At 46.4% G+C, this 19,407-nt stretch carries 19 protein-coding genes; 10 read left to right on the forward strand and 9 right to left on the reverse strand.

Features of this window, described 5'->3' with window-relative positions:
* Positions 1 to 123: 123 nt before the first annotated feature.
* Positions 124 to 396, forward strand: a complete 273-nt coding sequence (locus tag B9N89_RS25555; RefSeq protein ID WP_132324097.1) for a hypothetical protein — start codon at positions 124 to 126, stop codon at positions 394 to 396.
* Here the strand turns inward: B9N89_RS25555 and B9N89_RS25560 are convergent.
* The 5 genes from B9N89_RS25560 to B9N89_RS25580 are packed head-to-tail and all read right to left on the reverse strand — an operon-like array spanning position 366 to position 5,048.
* Positions 366 to 1,448, reverse strand: coding sequence for an MBL fold metallo-hydrolase (locus tag B9N89_RS25560; protein ID WP_132324099.1), 1,083 nt, complete (start codon positions 1,446 to 1,448; stop codon positions 366 to 368). The genes B9N89_RS25555 and B9N89_RS25560 overlap by 31 nt on opposite strands.
* Positions 1,448 to 2,302 carry a carbon-nitrogen hydrolase family protein gene (locus B9N89_RS25565; RefSeq protein ID WP_132324101.1) on the reverse strand — a complete coding sequence of 285 codons (855 nt, stop codon included), beginning with the start codon at positions 2,300 to 2,302 and terminating at the stop codon, positions 1,448 to 1,450. Before B9N89_RS25565 ends, B9N89_RS25560 begins: the two co-directional genes overlap by 1 nt.
* Positions 2,303 to 2,311: 9 nt before the next feature.
* Positions 2,312 to 3,307 (reverse strand): aspartate carbamoyltransferase, encoded by a 996-nt coding sequence (pyrB, locus tag B9N89_RS25570; protein WP_132324103.1) that lies wholly within the window; start codon positions 3,305 to 3,307, stop codon positions 2,312 to 2,314.
* A 14-nt stretch (positions 3,308 to 3,321) separates the two neighbouring features.
* The gene (gene purM / locus B9N89_RS25575) at positions 3,322 to 4,347 is read right to left on the reverse strand and encodes a phosphoribosylformylglycinamidine cyclo-ligase (protein ID WP_132324105.1); all 1,026 of its coding nucleotides are present in this window, start codon (positions 4,345 to 4,347) and stop codon (positions 3,322 to 3,324) included.
* Positions 4,348 to 4,370: 23 nt separating this feature from the next.
* Positions 4,371 to 5,048 carry a hypothetical protein gene (locus B9N89_RS25580; RefSeq protein ID WP_132324107.1) on the reverse strand — a complete coding sequence of 226 codons (678 nt, stop codon included), beginning with the start codon at positions 5,046 to 5,048 and terminating at the stop codon, positions 4,371 to 4,373.
* Positions 5,049 to 5,195: 147 nt separating this feature from the next.
* Here B9N89_RS25580 and B9N89_RS25585 point away from each other — a divergent pair, with 147 nt between their 5' ends.
* From B9N89_RS25585 to B9N89_RS25605, 5 genes are all read left to right on the forward strand, one after another.
* Positions 5,196 to 6,035 (forward strand): OmpA family protein, encoded by an 840-nt coding sequence (locus tag B9N89_RS25585; RefSeq protein ID WP_132324109.1) that lies wholly within the window; start codon positions 5,196 to 5,198, stop codon positions 6,033 to 6,035.
* A 107-nt stretch (positions 6,036 to 6,142) separates the two neighbouring features.
* Complete coding sequence (locus B9N89_RS25590; RefSeq protein WP_132324111.1) at positions 6,143 to 7,912, forward strand: mechanosensitive ion channel family protein; 1,770 nt, start codon at positions 6,143 to 6,145, stop codon at positions 7,910 to 7,912.
* Positions 7,909 to 8,811 carry a TraB/GumN family protein gene (locus B9N89_RS25595; RefSeq protein ID WP_132324113.1) on the forward strand — a complete coding sequence of 301 codons (903 nt, stop codon included), beginning with the start codon at positions 7,909 to 7,911 and terminating at the stop codon, positions 8,809 to 8,811. The genes B9N89_RS25590 and B9N89_RS25595 overlap by 4 nt, the downstream gene beginning before the upstream one ends.
* 200 nt (positions 8,812 to 9,011) lie before the next feature.
* The gene (locus tag B9N89_RS25600) at positions 9,012 to 9,821 is read left to right on the forward strand and encodes a DUF3050 domain-containing protein (protein WP_159455636.1); all 810 of its coding nucleotides are present in this window, start codon (positions 9,012 to 9,014) and stop codon (positions 9,819 to 9,821) included.
* A 171-nt stretch (positions 9,822 to 9,992) separates the two neighbouring features.
* A complete protein-coding gene (locus B9N89_RS25605; RefSeq protein ID WP_132324117.1) occupies positions 9,993 to 10,604 on the forward strand; it encodes a lysophospholipid acyltransferase family protein in 612 nt (203 codons plus the stop codon).
* Positions 10,605 to 10,675: 71 nt separating this feature from the next.
* On the opposite strand, the gene B9N89_RS25610 is transcribed toward B9N89_RS25605, so the two are convergent.
* Positions 10,676 to 11,875 carry an RtcB family protein gene (locus tag B9N89_RS25610; protein WP_132324119.1) on the reverse strand — a complete coding sequence of 400 codons (1,200 nt, stop codon included), beginning with the start codon at positions 11,873 to 11,875 and terminating at the stop codon, positions 10,676 to 10,678.
* Positions 11,876 to 12,174: 299 nt separating this feature from the next.
* On the opposite strand from B9N89_RS25610, the gene B9N89_RS25615 reads away from it, so the two are divergent.
* On the forward strand, positions 12,175 to 12,981 hold the full coding sequence (locus B9N89_RS25615; RefSeq protein ID WP_132324121.1) for a nitroreductase family protein: 807 nt from the start codon (positions 12,175 to 12,177) through the stop codon (positions 12,979 to 12,981).
* A 355-nt stretch (positions 12,982 to 13,336) separates the two neighbouring features.
* On the opposite strand, the gene B9N89_RS25620 is transcribed toward B9N89_RS25615, so the two are convergent.
* Positions 13,337 to 13,630 (reverse strand): hypothetical protein, encoded by a 294-nt coding sequence (locus tag B9N89_RS25620; protein ID WP_132324123.1) that lies wholly within the window; start codon positions 13,628 to 13,630, stop codon positions 13,337 to 13,339.
* A gap of 212 nt (positions 13,631 to 13,842) precedes the next feature.
* Between B9N89_RS25620 and B9N89_RS25625 the strand changes: the two genes are divergently transcribed.
* The 3 genes from B9N89_RS25625 (at position 13,843) to B9N89_RS25635 (ending at position 16,243) form a co-directional block, all read left to right on the forward strand.
* Positions 13,843 to 14,223, forward strand: coding sequence for a response regulator (locus B9N89_RS25625; protein WP_159455637.1), 381 nt, complete (start codon positions 13,843 to 13,845; stop codon positions 14,221 to 14,223).
* 178 nt (positions 14,224 to 14,401) lie between these two features.
* Positions 14,402 to 15,490: a hypothetical protein gene (locus tag B9N89_RS25630; protein WP_132324127.1), complete on the forward strand. Its 1,089-nt coding sequence runs from the start codon at positions 14,402 to 14,404 to the stop codon at positions 15,488 to 15,490.
* Positions 15,491 to 16,243 carry a hypothetical protein gene (locus tag B9N89_RS25635; protein ID WP_132324129.1) on the forward strand — a complete coding sequence of 251 codons (753 nt, stop codon included), beginning with the start codon at positions 15,491 to 15,493 and terminating at the stop codon, positions 16,241 to 16,243.
* A gap of 31 nt (positions 16,244 to 16,274) precedes the next feature.
* On the opposite strand, the gene B9N89_RS25640 is transcribed toward B9N89_RS25635, so the two are convergent.
* Both B9N89_RS25640 and B9N89_RS25645 read right to left on the reverse strand, forming a co-directional pair.
* The gene (locus B9N89_RS25640; protein WP_132324131.1) at positions 16,275 to 17,432 is read right to left on the reverse strand and encodes a hypothetical protein; all 1,158 of its coding nucleotides are present in this window, start codon (positions 17,430 to 17,432) and stop codon (positions 16,275 to 16,277) included.
* A 70-nt stretch (positions 17,433 to 17,502) separates the two neighbouring features.
* Positions 17,503 to 19,221, reverse strand: coding sequence for an SGNH/GDSL hydrolase family protein (locus tag B9N89_RS25645; protein ID WP_132324133.1), 1,719 nt, complete (start codon positions 19,219 to 19,221; stop codon positions 17,503 to 17,505).
* Between the last annotated feature and the right edge of the window lie 186 nt (positions 19,222 to 19,407).

Raw genomic sequence — 19,407 nt, forward strand, 5'->3', positions numbered from 1 at the left:
AAATGGATTTAACGATCGGGGGGAACTCAACTGAGTTCCCTTTTTTCTTGGGTAATTTTTACCTTAAAGGTTTAATCCGGAAGGCCGACCAGATATGTATTGCTGTACTATGGAGGAAGTTCAATGTCCAATCGAATCGATCAACTTGAGTATACGGTTATGGAGCTGGGTTCCCAGGTGTTTCGCCTCAAGCAAGAAGTTACCAATCTTAATCAGTCCCAGGAAACGTTTGTTACGATCTTTAAGAAGCTGCGTTCTATTCTAGATGAAAAGGGCGTACTCGAAGTGGAAGACTTCGATCTCATTACAGACTTTTATCAGCTCATCGATCACTTCGAAGATCCCATGGAAGCTGAAGAAGAGCCTCAGACCATACCTAAATCTGATTTACACTGAGCCACTCGTTTATGTTCCGCCAGTAATTCGTTGTCGAGTTCCTGGCGAGTCATCCTTTTAAAAGCCTCAAAGAAAGCGGATGCTTCTTCAAGAGCCTCCGCACCACGACCGGCATAGATATTCGACACATGAAATGCCAGAAATTCTTCGCAGCCTAGAAGGCTTGCGACCAAAGCTGCCTGACGCGTTGTGAGATGAGCCTTAGCTACACTCCGACCCCGATCCTCATCTAAAAAGCTCGCTTCGCATATAACTGCCCTAGCATCACCAAAACATTTGAGAAGGCGATCTAGGTTTGGTTGATCAAACGAAAAGTCAGTAAGATAGGCTAGTGAACATTGATCACTTCCCAACACAATACGCTGTGCTAGAGTTTCCATGGCCCACTGCTTACCACCAACTTCCATAGCTCCTTCCAAGTCTTGAATAGCTAGGCGATCGAGGAACTTCTGAATCCAAGGCCCAGGGTCCAAGTTCAAATCTTTTAATGCCTCACCATTGATTTTGTTAAACAAGGGTGTTTCAAGCCGATAGGCAATGGAATCAGTTCCCTTGTGATCGAGCGCAACTGCTTTGACGGATGAGCCATCAGATAAGAGAGCAACACTATCAGACATTTGATCCAGATCTTCCGGCTTCAATCGGAAGTCGTTTACCTTACCTAAAAAGAAGGCTTTATTAATCTTGGTTTCTTGAATTTCAGATACCCAAAAGGGCAATTGATCTGAGTCGATAAGATTCCAGGTATAGCCAAGGATTTTCCCTTGAACATTGCTAGCAAATCCTTGAGGCCCCCAAAGATGCAAAGGCTTACGATGAGGAATATTAATACGAAGAAGACGGTCAAAACCAATGAAGTGATCCACGTGGGTATGACTGACAAAAACTTGCCGCACCTTCAGAAGATCTTTATGACTAGCATTTTCCAAAGATCCCAAATCGAAGAGAATATGAATTCCACTTCGTTTGATACTAACTAAAGTTGCTGGATCCCCCATGTAGCCGTTGAGAAACTCAATATCAAAGGACTTAAGCTTGATACGCTCTGACACTAGTAAAGATCCCTTCGTTTGTTCGCTAAAGCTGGCAGGCGAGCACGCACTTTCTGCAAACTATCTTGACCTATCACTGCTAATGCAATACCTGCGTCATCACCGGTATCAGCAATCTTACATCCCCATGGATCGATAATCATGGAGTGGCCATAGGATCGCTTTCCAGGTCGGTGCTCTCCGCATTGATTAGATGCAAGTACATAGCACTGATGCTCGATGGCCCTAGCTCGCAATAGGACTTCCCAATGATCTTTTCCAGTTCCTTCTGTAAAAGCCGAGGGTATTACGATGATGTCGAGAGCTTGACTTTTTGCCAATAAACCAAAGAATTCAGGGAAACGCAAATCATAGCATATTGCCAATCCCACGCGCCAACCATCGTGTTCAAAAGCGACGGCTCGATGCCCCGGAATAAATCCTTCTGATTCGCAGTATAGGGCCTTGCCCTCACCATCCAAGAGATTAAAAAGGTGAGTCTTTCGGTAGCGCTCAAGGAGAGAACCATCCGGACCAAATACAAACATCGTATTATGAACCTTCTTATCTCCTTTAGCATTCAAAGCTTCATAGCCTGTCGATTCCCGGGGTCGCTCCCCTACTGAGCCAGCGAATAGGGTGATCTTTGTCTCCCGAGCTACCCCAGAAAGAGATTGTAGCAGAGGACTATCAGGATACTCGGCAGCATCATGCAAGCTATGATAGGGACCATGATAGGAAAAGATTTCTGGTAGCAGGACCCATTTGGCTCCAAGTTTGGCAGCCTCTCTCACCTTAGAAAGAGCTACATCCACGTTTTTGGACTTATCATCCCCACTACACATACTGATGGTGGCGACTAGTAGCTCTTTCATGGGTAACTCCTAAAGTTCAGGAAGGACAATTTTGCGGTCAACCCCTAGTATTTTGGTCAAAAGAGCTACCCTTGTCCACATGCCATTGCGCTCTTGTCGCCAGTACTTAGCTCTAGGGTCTTTATCAATTTCAACATCAAGTTCGTTCCGTCGCGGTAATGGGTGCATGATGACGGCGGAGTCCTTCATGTGCTTCAGGTGCTGTGCCTTGAGATGAAACCGGGTCGTATCCACACTCGCTGACTCGTTGTCGCTATCATACTCGTCCTGGACCCGGGTCATATAGATCGCATCACTATAGGCTAGAGCATCAACCAAGTGATCTGTTTCTTCAAACTTAACCCCTTTTTCAGTGAGCAAAGTCCGTAAATCATCTTCAATTCTGAATTCTGGAGGTGATACAAATCGCAAGCTTACATCTTGATAATTTGTCAAAAGGCTGCTCAACGATCGCACGGTGCGGCCTCGTTTTAAATCACCTACCAATGTGATCGTCTTGCCGTCAATCCCATCCTGGCGAATGAAGCTTCGATTGAGAGTATAGATATCCAGCAAAGCTTGGGTAGGGTGTTCATCGGGGCCACTACCAGCATTGATAATCGGCACCGGCCGCTCCGTTTCATCAAGATAGGCCGCAATACGATCGCAAAGCCCTGGGGTGGCGGTTCTCATAATAATGAGATCAACATAGGATGAAAAAGTTCGTAGCGAGTCCTCGATACTCTCTCCTTTCCGTTCCGAGCTGGTGGAGGAGTCGCGGATTTCACTGGTCGGCATACCAATAATGTTGCATGCAGATTGAAACGACAGGAAAGTCCGGGTTGAAGGTTGGGTGAAGTAGAGCATCGCTCGCTTATGGGCCAGGAGACCTTTCAAATACATCAGGCCTTCCTTGGACTTATCGAACCTGCGAATCGTGTCGGTCAACAAGCACATGTAATCGAGAAAGTCGCGATCAAACTGGCTTGAACTAAGGATATGTAGCGGCTTTGCGTGGCTTCCCATAAAAATCAGCTCCCTTATGTATACTGCACGGACGCCTTGCCCGTTGCCGACTTGATTGTTCCAATTTCACAAGCTGGCAGCCCCATGGATTGCGCCAACTCAAGAAGCTTATCTACCTGTCCTGCATCGACGGCTGCGATCATACCAGCTCCCATGTTGAATACCCCTTCAACCTCATCGAAACTAGCTCCGTTCTGCTCACAAAATCCCATCATCCAATCTGGAACAGGAACTTTCTTTCGCTCTATAACAGCCACGACGTTATCTGGCAGAACTCGTGGTAGATTACCCGAAATCCCCCCCCCGGTGATATTCGCCAGCGCATGAAAGCTTTGCCTAGGAAGGCCTTCGATAATTTTAGGGATTTCACCGTAAATTTTCGTGGGTTCCATAATCTTTTCTAGAAGCTTATCGTCTACCGGATTTTCCTTCAACCATTTGCGAACCAGGGAGTAACCGTTGCTATGAAAGCCGCTACTAGCAAACGAAACCAGGGCATCACCAGGCTTTACCCATTCAGGTCTAAGCCTTGTCTCTCCATCCACAACTCCAACAACAAAACCTGCTAAATCAAAGTGACCTTTCTCGTAGAGACCTGGCAGCTCAGCTGTTTCACCACCAAGAAGCAAGCAGTCAGAAAGCTTCAAACCCTTGCGGATACCACTTAGGATTCTCTTGAATTGTGACTCATCTAGCACTCCAGTCGCATAGTAATCGAGAAAGAAGAGAGGGTAGCCACCAATGGTATAAAGATCGTTGACACACATCCCCACCAGGTCTTGCCCCAAACCTTCGAGCTGATCTGACTCAAGACCAAGCAAAACTTTAGTGCCAACTCCATCTGTTCCTGTCACCAGCAAGGGATCTTTCATGGTGCCAAAATTGGGGCGGAACAAGCCTGAAAAGCCACCAATCCCCGATACGATTTCACCAAAGCGATGCTGATCTTGGCTAGAATCTTTCTGCAACCAGCCAACCAAGGAGTCTCCCTTGGCGACGTCTACTCCGGCTTCTTGATAAAGGTCTTTTTTCTCTGTCATGGGATTCTCCTAAAGGGGTATGGTTAGTTTTCTATAGTGGCGTAATGTGATCTCAGCACGACTCCATACTTGTGGCGAAGCGCAGCAAAGCGCTCAGTGTGTTCTTTTTCTTGCAAGTCCAAAATCAGAGCGCGGGTATCGGCAAGAGTGTTCAAATCTTCTTGTAGCAAATTTTGGGACGAGATGATGATACCAGGTGCATCGAGTCGCTGAGCGATCTCACACAAGCCTGGTTCGCAGAGGTCTAGAATAGACTCAAGCCCGTGGTCGAGACCGAATTCTAATAAATACTGAACCCTCGCCAGATCAGACTGGGAATTAAGTGGTACTGTATAGCTGGCAAAACCCCGCAACCTCGATTCCACAATACTCTCTTCGTCACACTGATGGAGGCGACGCACCAAATGAGGGCTTGGCTGTAAACCCATAATGGTTTGAATGCTCAAATCGTATGTCTGATCGATAAGAAAAAATTGAATGGATTGATTTTGAAATGCCGTGCGGGGTTCGAATGTCTTTGCGGTAGCTTCTACCAAATAACCAAAGAAGATCTCGGAGCTACCTTTGATTTGGGGAACAAGAGCCTGCGGGGCAGGCAGTGGAGTCTGCTCCAGTAATGATCGAAGTACCTTCAATCTTGCATGTTTTTGCGCCTCATCTTGATTGAGGCTGCCGATAAGATGGTCCCGAAAATCAGTCACTGGTTCTCACCTGTTTTTCAATTCTGACCCTAGTGTAAGAATTTTATATCAATCATCTCAGGTACTTAATTACCCAACCCTCAATCTTCCACGAAATTTGTCGATCCTGGCCTTAAGGATCTTGGATATGTGAGAGGGACCAACAAGATGATAGATTTGCTCAAACCACTAAATGTACGACGGAACGCTATCTTAGCTATTCTTATTGCCGTCTCTACAAACCACAGTCTGGGAGAGATTGTCTATAAAAATCAGACAAACTCAGCACCGAGTGCACAAGAAAATCAAGCAACACCCCTAGCACCTCGCGGAAAGATGCCTCATATCATAACCGTCTTGGATATCATTGGCGAAGGCCAGGATCAATACGTGTCATTGGCAAGCCATGGCCATGAAACCCCTACCAAAGGAGCTGTTCTCGATATCTATCGCAGAAAAGGCACACAAATAATTCATGTTGGCGTAGTTAAAGTTTCAGAGTCGACCAGTGATCACACTGTAGCTCACGTCGTTCAAAATGGAACACAGGAGTCTCGCATCTTAGAAAAAGACTACCCACTTATCATGATCGGTGACCGAGCCGTTTTACGAGATATCAAGATTGCTCGCGTCATTCAGATCACTCCCAATAAGACCCTAAGCTTTTTTGGCTTATTTCAAGACCCCCAGGCCTATCCTCAAACTTTTGAGCTAAGTGCAGAAGGAAAACGGATTCTTACTGCGGCAGCCCGCGTCTTCCAAGCCTCGAAACTACCGACCTTGTTGGTCGAGGGACACACCAATGCCGAGGGTGCTGCTGATGTCAATCAGGTGGAATCATACCAACGGGCTTTAACAGTTCGGCAATTTCTCATCAATGAGCTTGGCTTCGACCCTGATCGGGTGGTTGCAATCGGTATGGGGGAAATCGAGCCAGTGAGTGAGCCTTACCTGCCAAATCATGTTGAAAATGCGCGGCGTATCGTTTTAAAAGCCAAGGCTTTCTAGCGCCACCCAAGGATAAGCACTCGCTAGGAAACTATTGCCGCTGCCACGCCGTCCCTGGAACGATATCATACTAGTGGGGAACTCTATCAATAGACATAGCAGTCGGTATGCTTTTTCGAATCTTAGCCATTGTCGTTTTGAGCAGCTGGGGGGCTAGCGCCCCAGGACAGCATTTGCTGACTGAACCCAAAGACGACGATTTTTATAGCTACAAAGACAATTACAATCGCGATACTCCACGGGGAAGCCTAACGGGCTTCTTTCAAGCCTGCGATGAAAGAGATTATGAAACCGCTGCACTTTACTTAGATTTGAGAGCCATCAAGAAATCTGAGCAAAAAACCAAGGGGCCAATTCTCGCTAAAAAACTGAAGTTCGTCCTCGATCGAGCCCTCGATCTCGATGAAATGCACCTCGCCGATGAACCAGAAGGTGTCACAAAAGATGGCCTAGCCAAGAGTCGCGATTTCATTGCCCTGCTAGAGCTTGAAAAAAAGAAGTATCGGATCTACATGGATCGCATGTGGGGCCCCAAAGCCAACGTATGGAAGTTCTCAAAAAGCACTGTCAAAATCATTAATCCGCTCTATACCCACTTCGGCCACGGCAAGATAGGGGAGTGGCTACCTCCTATCTTTATTGAGTATGAAATCTTTAGCCTTCAGCTCTGGCAGTTGATTGTCATCTTGGCTTTCTTTCCCCTTATTGTCGGCCTCTCCCGCTTTATAAGTAGACGCATGATTCGCATCATGCCGCATATCGGCAAGGGAATTGCCGAGTTTCCTGAAGAAAAGCAGTTGCTCAGAGAGTTGGAAGCTCCCGTTCTAATGTTTACAAGCGTCATCCTTTTTACATTGCTTACCTTCAGCCTCAACCTAACGATTGCAGCGCAGAAAACAATCTTAGCTGGCCTTGCAACATTTCTCGTTATAAGCCTCACTTGGTTCTTTCTGCGCTCGGTAGATCTCTTTTCAGATCTATTCCAAGGCAAGCTGGAGCGTCGCGAGCTGATTGCTGCTAGTTCTATGGTGCCCTTAGGGAGACGTTTCACAAAAATATTTCTATTTGTCATTACCGCGCTTGCTCTGCTCAGGGTCTATAACATCGATATTACCGCCCTCCTAGCAGGTTTAGGAGTTGGGGGTATTGCAGTTGCCCTCGCCGCTCAAAAATCACTAGAAAACCTTTTTTCGGGAGTCGCGTTGATCACGGATCAACCCGTTCGCGTCGGTGATTTTTGTCGCTTTGATCAACAGCTCGGACGGGTTGAGGATATCGGTATCCGATCGACTAGAATCCGAACTTTAGAGCGTTCAGTGATAACCATCCCCAATCGAGAATTTTCTCAAATGAAACTCGAAAATCTGTCCTTAAGGGATAAGATTCAGTTCCAAACTATGATTGGTGTTCGCTACGAAACGACCACGGATCAATTGCGCTACATTTTGTCCCAACTTCGGCAACTGCTCCTATCTCACCCTAAAGTCCTTCAGGATCGTAGAATTCGAGTTCGCTTCATCGGATTTGGCGAGTACTCGCTAAATATCGATGTTTTCTGCCATATCAACACCCGAAAGTGGTATGATTTTTTAGCTATACAAGAAGACTTAATGCTCCGGATCATGGAGATTGTCGAAGCCTGTGGTACAGGGTTCGCATTCCCATCTCGCACAGTCTATCAAGACTCATCATCGTCTCTGCCACAAGAAAAAGTGGCTCATGCACAAAACGAGATCGCCCGACTTCGTCAGGATGGAGGCCTACCATTTCCAGATTACACACCTGAACAATACAATGATTTTCGAGCTACCCTGTCGTATCCTCCGGATGGCTCTATCAGTCGCCCCAAGCAAACTCATACGAAGGACTCTCCATGATTAACACCATAACCTTGCTCCTTGGATTCTGGCTCGGCCTTTTCAGCAGCAGTTGTGCCACAGATACAATCACCCCAAACGTTGCTACTCCAACCTCACCACCTATGGGAACTCCCCTACTTTGGGAGGTTCGTAAGCCCAGTTACCCCAAGAGCTACCTATTCGGTACGATCCACCTAGGCGTTCACCCAGATGAAGTTCACCCAATCGTTTGGCAAAGGCTAAAACGCACCAAACAAGTCGTATTAGAAGCTGATGTATTGAATGCTGACCCTAGTACCATCCGAAACAGTGTGATGCTGCCTCGCGGTAAAAGCATGAGGAAACTTATCGGCAATGAGGATTGGCAGAAACTCCTTAAAAAAGTCCCCCACGTCCCACCATCAGCACTCGATCGCATGAACGCCTACGGAATTATAAATACCCTACAGGCCAAGGCCTTTAAGGGCCAAGTTTCCATGGATATCGAAATCCACAAGTTAGCTACAGAGTCCAAAAAAAATCTAGTATTTTTAGAAACCATCGATTTTCAAATCAATTTGCTCAAAAAACTTTTCACACCTCAAGTACTGAAAGAATACTTAGAGAACGATATTCAGGATCAGGACACTCTTAAGGAATTTAGTGATATTTACAAGCAAGGAGATATAGAGAAACTGTACCAGTTAGTTGTCAATCCGCCAGCCAAACATATGAAGATGTCTCCCGACAAAATCAAATTACTCATCGATAAACGCAATCGTTCCTGGGCTGCTATCTTAGATCCTCTGTTTCGGCGCGATTCAACTTTCGTCGCTGTAGGTGCAGGACACCTGAGTGGAAAACAAGGTCTTTTGCAGTTGTTAAAAAAGCGAGGCTTTATCCTAAGCCGCTACGATCCCATGCAGCGGCGAATCTAGATGTCCACAAGGACTCAAGTACCATCATGAATACCCGAAATAATAGTAGGCCTTGTGACAAAAGCATCTTTGTGAACTACAAAAATGCAGTCCAAGACCGTAATATTAAGTAAATTGAGATTTATTAGAGTCTACCTGATAGGTTCGAAACATACTCAGAATCGGACTTAAAAGACGGCCTTTTACTTCAGGAGCATTTGGTGATTTCATTTGAAACCAAAGAACATACAAAAAAATTGAATATCTTAGAGATCAAATTGGAAACTATCCAGAAAGAATTGGCTGACCATACGGTGTACCATCGCTTGTTCAATCGACAAAACTTGCGAACATTCATGGAATATCATGTGTTTGCCGTTTGGGATTTTATGACGATTCTCAAAGCCCTTCAGATCAAGCTCACTTGCACAACCATTCCATGGAAACCCAGCATGTACCCAAAAGAGCTCGTGCGATTTGTGAACGAAATCGTTCTTGATGAGGAATCTGATCTAGATCATAACAATCAGCCATGCGATCACTTCAGCATGTATGTCAGAGCCATGGACGAGATTCATGCCGACACTAAACCAATTAAGCGTTTTCTCAAAAATTATGACTATGACCTTCTAAAAACACCCCTCAAAGAATTTGTGCAGTTTAATATCAACATTGCGTCCAACTACCCCATCCACATCGTAGCAGGTGTTTTTTTCTTTGGTCGTGAAAAAATCATCCCAGATATCTTTCGTTCCATTCTCAACGAAATGAAAACCTCTAGCTCCATCTACGAAGCACCGGCACTTGTCCATTACTTAAAAAGGCATGTGGATCTCGATGAACAAGAGCATGGTCCCATAGCACGACGAATGCTACGGATCACCTGCAACGATAGCCCGAAAGCCTACCAGGAAGCTCTTTCATATGGGATTCAAGCTTGCTTGCTTCGCAAGAAGTTATTCGACAAGATCTTACATGATATCGATGACTGTGTGGTCACAGAGCCCCTTGCCAAGCTCCGCACCCTATGACCGGAGCAAACCGGACAAAATATTCAAAAAGTCCAGTATTTTCAACACGCTCTATGTAAAACCTTTTGGTTTTACCTTTCTTTTACCTAGGGGAGATACGATTCCTCGCGTTTTACGGTATTCTTACATTGCCGACCACAAACCAAAGAGATAATTACAGGTTAAATCAAAATGAAGCCAAACAAAACCTATCCAATTAGACGCATGATTGGCCGAAGCGTCTTGAAACTTCTTGGCTGGAAAGCCGTTCCTATGCAGCACAACGTCAAGAAAGCAGTGGTTTTGATGGCTCCTCACTCATCCACTTGGGATATCGTCATTGGTCTCGGTACTCTATTTGCTACCGATCTAAAACTTAATTGGGTTGGTAAAAAAGAGCTGTTTGAAGGCCCCATGGGAAGGTTCTTCAAAGCTTGGGGCGGGGTCTCATTAGACCGAGAAAAAACTCGTAATTTGGTCGAGGCAGTCACTGAAGAGTTTGCTAACCGTGATGAATTTCTCTATGGCCTTGCTCCTGAAGGCACCCGTGCCTATACGGACTGCTGGCGCTCTGGCTTTTATCACATTGCTGTCGGAGCCAAGGTTCCCATTGTTTTTTATTACATTGACTTTAAAACCAAGGTCGCAGGTTGTGGCCCCATCCTATATCCCACAGGGGACATCGAAGCTGACATGAAAGTCATCCAAGACTTCTATCAGGGCATCACACCTCGAAATCCTAAGAACTGTGGATCCATAGCTTTGAGATCAAGCCCAAACCTTAAGGCACGGGCTTCAGTTTGATGTTTTTGCCCATGGCCATAGCCATGGGCGTCGGCGATTCATGCACCACGAGAGTTGAGTACTGCATAGAGTTAACCTTTAACACATAGAACTTGCTTCAAGGTTGCAACAATCTCCACAAGATCTTTCTGTCTCTCCATCACTTGATCAATGTCCTTATAGGCGCCAGGGATCTCGTCGAGCACCCTACTGTCTTTGCGACACTCCACACCCTGGGTTTGCGCTTTTAAATCTTCTACCGTGAACATCTTCTTAGCTTTGGATCGAGACATCAATCGCCCAGCTCCATGGGAGCAACTACAAAAACTCTCGACATTTCCCTTGCCGCGCACGATATAAGACTTGGCACCCATACTACCTGGGATGATTCCTAATTGATCTTTTTCTGCATTGACGGCTCCTTTTCGGGTCACATACAGCTTCTGATCGAAATGAACCTCTTCTGCAACGTAGTTGTGATGACAGTGGACTTCTTCAAGAACCTTCAGCTTAATCTTTTTTGCAAAGAGCTTTCTCAAAATTTCTAAAATGCTACGAATCATCTCCTTGCGATTTTCCAAGGCGAAATCTTGCGCCCACTTCAAGTCATGCCAGTACTGATGAAATTCATCTTGATGATCTAGGAAGTAGGCGAGATCAAGATCTGGGATCTTAGTCTCCGATAAGCGCAACAAGTCTTTGGCCTTATTCATATGATACTCAGCAATCACCTTACCAATATTGCGAGAGCCGCTATGGAGCATCAGCCAAACATTGTCGTGCTCATCCAAACACATCTCAATGAAGTGATTGCCGCCACCCAAGCTTCCCAATTGGCTTTGGGCCTTTTTCCAGAGTCTGGTATCATCTCGAGCATCACGGTTGAGGTGTAGATTTTTCCATTTCCGCCAACCCTTCCAATTCTCGGCAGTAGCTGTGATCGTCTCGTTGCAATCAGGACCAAGGGGGATGCGATCCTCAATCCTTTTTCTAAGCAGTGGGAGCTTTTCACTCAGCTGATCCTTATTGATATTGGTTTTCAGAGCAGCCATCCCGCAGCCAATATCAACTCCAACCGCTGCTGGAATGACCATCTCTTTTGAGGCAATGACAGAGCCTACAGTCGCCCCTTTTCCCATGTGAACATCCGGCATAGCCGCCACATGTTTGAAGACAAATGGTAGTCTTGAAATATTGGTAAGCTGATCCAGAGCCTGACTCTCTACTTCGTGAATAGGAGCCCATAGCTGCACCGGTACGTTTCCTTTTTCTAATCTATTGTAAATAGGCACAAGCAACCTCCAAGTTGAACAGGATAGCTACTAAGCACTTTCAATGCCACCTGTAGGTCATTGAATTTAATGAATGTGTTTTGTGGAGTTTGGTCATGATCTGGCCTCGGTGGTCAGAATTTGGAAGTCTTGCTTCCCCTCTGACTTGAATAACCCCTACCTCTTCTTGCAGAAAAGACAAACAAGACGTCTCTTACATAGATTAAAAAACCAATACTCAGTAAGTGGACAGCAATTGACAAGCCGGAAACGATCGCCTTAGTGTGAGATCATCATTGACTTCCCATCAGGAGACTTCCATGCCTAAGGCTGAAAATCCACTAAACGATATGCAAGGTGCAAGGCAATACGACGGTACAGGTGAAGAGAAGCCTACCGATGCCTACCTTAAATCAGTGCTGCCCCAGTTCAAAAAGGTATTAGAGGCACGTCGGTCCATTCGCGTTTACGATGAACAACCTATTCCCGAAGACATTATGAGAGACTGCCTCAAAGATGCTACCCTAGCTCCCAGCTCTTCGAACCTACAACCGTACCAGATGCAATGGGTGAGAGATCCAGATAAGAAAGCAGCAATCGCGCAAGCTTGTCTTGGTCAACCTGCAGCGACAACGGCCGGTGAGCTGGTAGTGATCGTTGCACGAGGGGATCTGTGGCAGGAAAACCTGGAAAAGATCGTTGGCCTCATGACCGATGGCGGCAAAAAAGAACTGCCCAAACCGGTTCATACTTACTATCGGAAGCTCTTGCCTCAGGTGATGAAGACTGACCCGCTAGGAATCAACAATTTGGTTCGCCGGGGACTCTTCTGGTTCAAGGGATTGAAAGAGCCGATCATCCGCTCACCCGTAAGCAAGGGAGATCACCGAGTTTGGGCCCACGTTCAATGTGCCCTAGTCGCACAAACTCTGATGTTGTCATTCGCCGCACACGGCTATGACAGTTGCCCCATGGGCGGTATCGACGAAAAACGGATCAAAAGCACCCTAGACCTCCCCACGGGAGCTGAAGTCACCATGGTGATCTCGGCAGGCAAACGAAAGCCGGAGGGTCTTTACGGTCCACGGATTCGTTTGGCGGATAGCGACCTTATCAAGGAAGTTTAGCGCAGCTTTTGACATCGATAGTCAGTCCGGGACTGGGCCCTCTTTTCACAAACTTTGGAATCGGTATAGCACCCCCATAGGACCGACTGCCTTTGGTACAGGCACCATACATCTTTCTTTGGATGAGGATGTTTCTCACTTCGACAAGTGCCAGTTAGGTTGAAGGTTCGGCAGTGACTCACCGACTCGAAGCATCGTAGCTCACGGGTGCTCTTGCTGATACCACAGTGCTTCAAGCCCTTGATTTGCGATAGAGCTGGCTCAGACAAGGTAAGTAGGATTAAGAATCGACAAAAAATAATGGGATGCCTCCTGTGCATCCCATTTTATCATTTTTTACTGCGCGCTTTTGTTCTTACGCTCGTCCCGCGGGGCGCTTCGTTCCCCTAGAGCTGCTTCGAGCCTTAGGCACCTCAGGAGATCGGCCATCACCTGGCTTTTTAGGCCCCTTGAGGCGCTTCAAGTCCTTCTCCAAGCCTAAAACTTGCTGGATATATTTGGACTCTTTTCGTTTATCGTCATCATCAGGCTTAATCCCTTCTGCAAGAAGGATTTTCTTAACTTCTTGCAACTGCTCCAATTGCAGCTTCACTCTATTAAGTTTTTGCAAAAGTTCTTTTTCTGACGATGGGGTTTTAATCTTAGCCATTCTGTACTCCTCGATAAGTCACTGGTTATAGACTAGGATTGCCCGCTTTTCAAGGAATTTTTGACGCACTCTCTCCTATGATTAGCTCCGAAAAAACACTCATGTATTTCAGGATCTTAGAAATTTTAGATATAATATAAGAGTCGATCTCAAAACTGCCTATCGGCTAGCCGGCAAGGTAGAGGTCGATGCTAGCGAACCCAGGAGCGATCATGGCAATCAAAGTACTGGCAGTCGAAGACTCTGAGACCATTCTCAAACAGATCACGTTCTGCCTTTCCAGGCACAAGATCAAGGTCGTTACTGCCAGGACTGGAGCAGATGGCATCGATATGTATTGGAAAAATCAAGACATCGATCTTCTAATCTCTGATGTCTTCATGCCCGTAGTCGATGGCCTGGAGATGATCGAACGAATCAAGCGGCTTGGCTACAAGGGTCCAAGTATAGTAATCACACAAAACGGCAACAAGGACCGAATTGCCAAGGCTAAAGCCATTGGTGTTTCAGGTTGGATCATCAAACCTTTCACAGAAGAGCTACTGCGAACAAGTGTCTCTAAAACCCTCGATATCGTACTCAAAGAAGTTTAATCACAAGCGTAATACAAGCCTCCATCGCCGATTACAGGCCGCAGAATCAGTATAAATCCAATTATTTCAAAATCTTAAAAATCCTACCCCGCGGCATGAACAGGAACAATATTTTTCTAACTATCGTTCTTATTCAACCGATCCAAGTATTCAGGATCACTGGGAAGGGCTCTGATTCATGCCGAAATACCTTTGGATTTTCTCGATTGTTATAGCGACTGAGGCATGGAGTCGTAATCTCGCCGATCCCGTATATATTGAGCCCTTCGATCGCGGGGCCGGAGGAACGGTACTTACAAGAGCTAGTCGCGAGGGCATTCTTTTTGGCAATCCCGCTCTCCTAGGGCTTGGTAAGTCCTGGCTCCGTTGGGGCGGTCTTCAAACAACGATCAAACCTTCTGGTGACATTGATAAAATTCAATCTGCGCTTAACAGCGATGTCGCAAGCTCTGGAACCGGCACCACCAACCTCCAAGATGAAGGGGGAACCCAGGTGGACATTAGCCAATTGGAGGCTTTGGACCTGGGAATCGGTACCGAACTTACCATCAGTATACTCAATCAAAATGGTGGTGGTGGAATTTTCGTCGATGGCGGCGCATATCTTCGCTACGACTCTTTTGGCGACACCGGTATCCCCGGCGCCCGAATTGCTGTAGATGCAATTGGTGGAGCAGCCCTAAGTGGAGCCTTTTCTCCCCTTCGCTGGCTTCACTTAGGAGCGACTCAAAAATTCTTATATGGTGTCGAAAAAAATCTATTCATTACTCCCTTCAATGCTGAAGATGCCATCGCCGAAGCTCAGGATGTCAGCTCTTACGGCCAAGGAACCGGCACCGACGTCGGGGCCCTTATCTATCTGAAAGACTTCACCGTCGATTACTCTTTAGGCCTCACCGTCAAGAACTTAACTCCCGTAAAGTTCACCGATAATCGTTATCCGACGCTTCCCCAGACAAAAAACATCGGCTTGGGGGTGACCCTACACACGGAAGGCAATGCCATTCACTTCAGTGGGGAGCTTCATGATGTCGATGGCAATAGCGGGGAGTCTCTTGCAAGAAGGCTTCACCTTGGGGTCCGATTTTTACTTTGGCAAACATTGGGGGTCTCTGCGGGTGTATACCACAATAAGCCTAGCTACGGGCTCAAGCTTGATCTTTTACTTATTAAGATTGGCTTAAGCTCATACTATCGGGTGGTGGGGTTTGGCTCCAATAGCTTTGAGAGACCAGAATACACCATTACGTTTTCTGTGGGGATTTAGATGATTAAATTTTTTCACATTGCATACCTTTCAGTAAGCCTAGGGGCGTGTGGTCAATTGATTCCCGAAGACGAGTCCAGCTCCGGTTGCTTGTCATACATCGATGAACAGGAATGGGATTCAGCGATTACCTGCTATGAGGATGGAGATTTTAGCGATGCTCCAGAGGCCGACCAAGAAGCTGAAGAGTACTTGTATCTCGCTCAATGGGCAGGAGCCTACGGCGGGAAGTACGAGGTAGTGGGAATCTCGATCATTGAAAGCTTTCTAGAAACTGGTGGCGGTGATGAAGGGGATGACCAAGGAGATGAATCGAGTGGCGGAATTGATTTTGAAACCAAGGCCACAACACTACTTACCGCTGGAACGATCAGTACTGCTATTTTGGAAATGCAGCGTGCTGTTGAATTGTTAACGGCGATTCCCGAGAAATATCGTGACACCAGTAGCAGCGAAGCTGCATACTTTGCCAGCGACCTCACAACAATTGGCGGTATCTATGTATTATTCCTCTTCGAACTCCAAAAAGTTGATTTCAATGCAGGTTTGAGTGACACCGAGCTATCGGAAGAGGAACTAATTGAAAAGGCTGATGCAGTACTAGAAACGCTCGCAAACGGCGGAACCATAGTTTCCGATCCCGCACTTCAAGAACAAATCAATCAGAAATTTAGCGAGCTGGAAAGCCAACCTGGGGATAACAATGCTGAGAAGCTAGAGAACCTTATTCGGGAAGAAGAAGGGTCGAAGTAGTAAACCCCTTCTGTTCTCTAGCTCTTGCAAATCAAAGCCCTACCGATGCATCGCTGCACGCCAAACCATTCGCCTGGAAATCTCCAATAGCGCACCACTTATAGGTTGGATAATAAGCTCCAACTGTTGGTTCTGCACTTTGATTCTCAGCAACAAGCGAAAAACGCCCCACAAACTCGGTCGCGGGTCCATATTGCCTCAACAAGATACCATGGTTAGCTGCTGGCATCTCTAAGTATAAGGCACCTGCGTCCACCACTGTTGCTTCTGCTAATTGATTGGCCGAACTGACAACAAAGTTTACTTGCCCCATTCCATTGGCAGTCATTTCTGATCGACTCACACAATCTTGAATTAGCGTCGACTGATGATCAAAAGAGCAAGCCAAGAAGTCTTTTGTCTCTGCAGCACTCGGCATCGCAACCGTCATCACAAACACTTCGCGACCTTCTGCAAAACTTAGCCCGCCAAGGATTGAATGCACTCCTGGGTCTTGTAAATACCCCTGATCCTCATCCCCAACAAACTGCACTGCACCCTGGGCGTTGATGGACTCACGAAACGTAGACATAAAGTTCGAAATCACCGCAGGGTAGCCGCGAGCCCCTTGAGGGCAGCTGGTCTGCTTGCCATCCATATCGTAGGATGTCACATCAAATGTAATTCCATCTATCGATGTGTCATGAATTAATAGTGTGTAATTATCACCCTCTGGAAGGTTAAAAGGCTTTACCAAACCATCAGTTTTTCCTCCAAACGGCACAAGCCAAAACTCAAAGTCCCCCTGTTCATCAGCACTCAATTCATCACTATCAATAGAAAGAGCTATTAGCCCATTGACCGGATTAAAGATATTGAAGCGAGTCCAGCTGCTATCCTTTAAGTTGCCGACGATTCGTAGAGAACGATATTGATTTACCGTTTGTGACCAAGAATAGATCTGGAGATTAATATTACTTGCTACTAAGCCTGGCACCTGATGTCCTTTGGCGACCGCTGATGATCCACAAGCCTTTACGGCAGCTATGTTATCTGGGTCGTCAGAGACAATAACATTCTCCGAGCTGGGAGGTATTTCAATGGCTTCATCTGGAGAAGGGGCGGCTGCTTCTTCCTGGGATTCTTTTGAATCCTTACAACCAAATATTGCTAAGACCAATATCAGTGATGTAGCCCAAGACTGTCTCATGGGGTTGTGCTCCTGAAAGGTTCGGTGATGCGCTTTTCATCGGCTTAACCCCATGATACTTTAGTATTTTTTACTTATAATAATGATTCTCTCGGCTTGAGGGCACAGGTCGACCCTCCGTGCGATACTCAAGTCTTTGCAGAGTTTGCGCCCGATTTTGAATACCACCCGCTAAAGGGGCAAAGATATCAAGGCTTCCCGCTCCTAGCCAATCTGTACGAGACCTCAAAGCGACTTCCTCACTATGAAGTGCCGTGCGATTAACAAACCAGTTGCGAAAGCTAATAGTGTCACGGGCTGGTTCACTGCCATTGGGATTGCCCAAAGCGAAGTAGAGAGGGCTATGATCATAGGTCAGCCTTCGCTCATATACCAATCCACCGTTTAGGTATACAGATAGAACTTGTCTGGCATGACTGTAGGAAACCGCAAGGTTTGTCCAGTTGATGCGGTGCGAAGAAAGCCACTGATACCAACCTAGATCAGAGTGTAGAAAGATTCCTTCTTTGCCATTGATGAGCTGAAGGCTTTTGCCGCCTGCGAGATGAACCATAGCGATCACTCCCAAAGCATCGCCCTTCATATCAAATTGAGTGGTAAAGCTGGTCATCGGAAATTCAGCTTCATAGACAATCCCCAGATATCCTGTGTCGATATTGAGACCACCATCTTGCTCTGGTTTGGCAGGAGTTTCTTTACCTGCTTTGATGGCAAAGGGTAAATCTGGGGGAAATGCGTAGTACATCTCACGATGACCTAAGCTATTAGGATGAGACGCGTCTTTTTGAGTGTTGAGCGTTCCCAGCGAACCATCTGTCCACTGACAGTCTTCTGGATTAAAGCGATTGCCACCGTTGACTGAACCAAAGTAGTTAATGGTCGGAACCTGCCAAGATTGCTGAATGATATTGGCCTTGACGACTTGCTCACAGTGCCTTTTCTGATAATCGCCTTTAGGGTATACCAGAGCGACTATGGGTTCAGCACCCATTTGCCGAATTCTATGAATCAAGCTCTCAGGATCTGAGTCAGCAACTTGATCATAAAACATATCATTGAGATACCACTGAGTGATCTGAAAAGCACTTTCCTCAGTCTTCTGTCTCTCTAAGCCATGATTCCCCATCGACAGGCACAGCACTACGAAATCACTGCCTTGAATCTTATCGAATTCTTGCTGACGCTCCTTATCGTTGGTATTGTGCCCAGGATAGCTGGCTTGTATGATTTGTGGTCCGTTCATCCTTTGCCACTGCTCTTCAAGGAGGGCCACCCAGGACTTTCCACCTTCCGCGCCAGTGCCGTTACAGACTGATGATCCCCACATCGCCACCGAGTAGCTCGACAAATCGGAATAATCACCTTCCCCTGACTGGAATCGACGCTCTGTTTCTTGAATCCAGTAGCTCTGAGCCCCGACTGTATGATTACCGCCTTGATCCCAGATCCGACCGCTATTGCTATCGCCGTAGACAACAAACTCAACTAAGGAAATACCATCTTGTAAGGCAAGGTCTACACCCCACTGGCTACGCTCACCGTCGAGCCCTCCCTCATATCGCGCCTGCACATCCTTGAAGCTATTCCAACCATCTGTTGTGTATCGAATGCCTACCGCTGTCATAAATCCAAAGGTTTCAATGTCAATCCAAACACCTGACTCAGGGGGACTAGCTTCGAGACCAGGGCTTATAGGCCAGGTTCCAGAGTCCTTTAGGGACACTGAAAGGCTCCAGCCCATAGTACTAGGTAATAATAGAAGTAATGCACTCCACTTTGACAAGTTCATAGATAACCCCACTATCGTTAAAAAATTTTCAATATTCTACGCAACTCTGTACCCTAGCCCATGAATATTTCAAGCCTTCGATCACTCTAATTTAGAAAACTTGTCTTCCTCATTGTTCCTTGATTCTCAGCCCCCCGAATGTCTAAGTCCAGAAACCTGTGCTTTAGGCTAGGAGCCTCACCCCTA

The sequence above is a fragment of the Pseudobacteriovorax antillogorgiicola genome (assembly GCF_900177345.1).
Classification (GTDB): Bacteria; Bdellovibrionota_B; Oligoflexia; order Oligoflexales; family Oligoflexaceae; genus Pseudobacteriovorax; species Pseudobacteriovorax antillogorgiicola.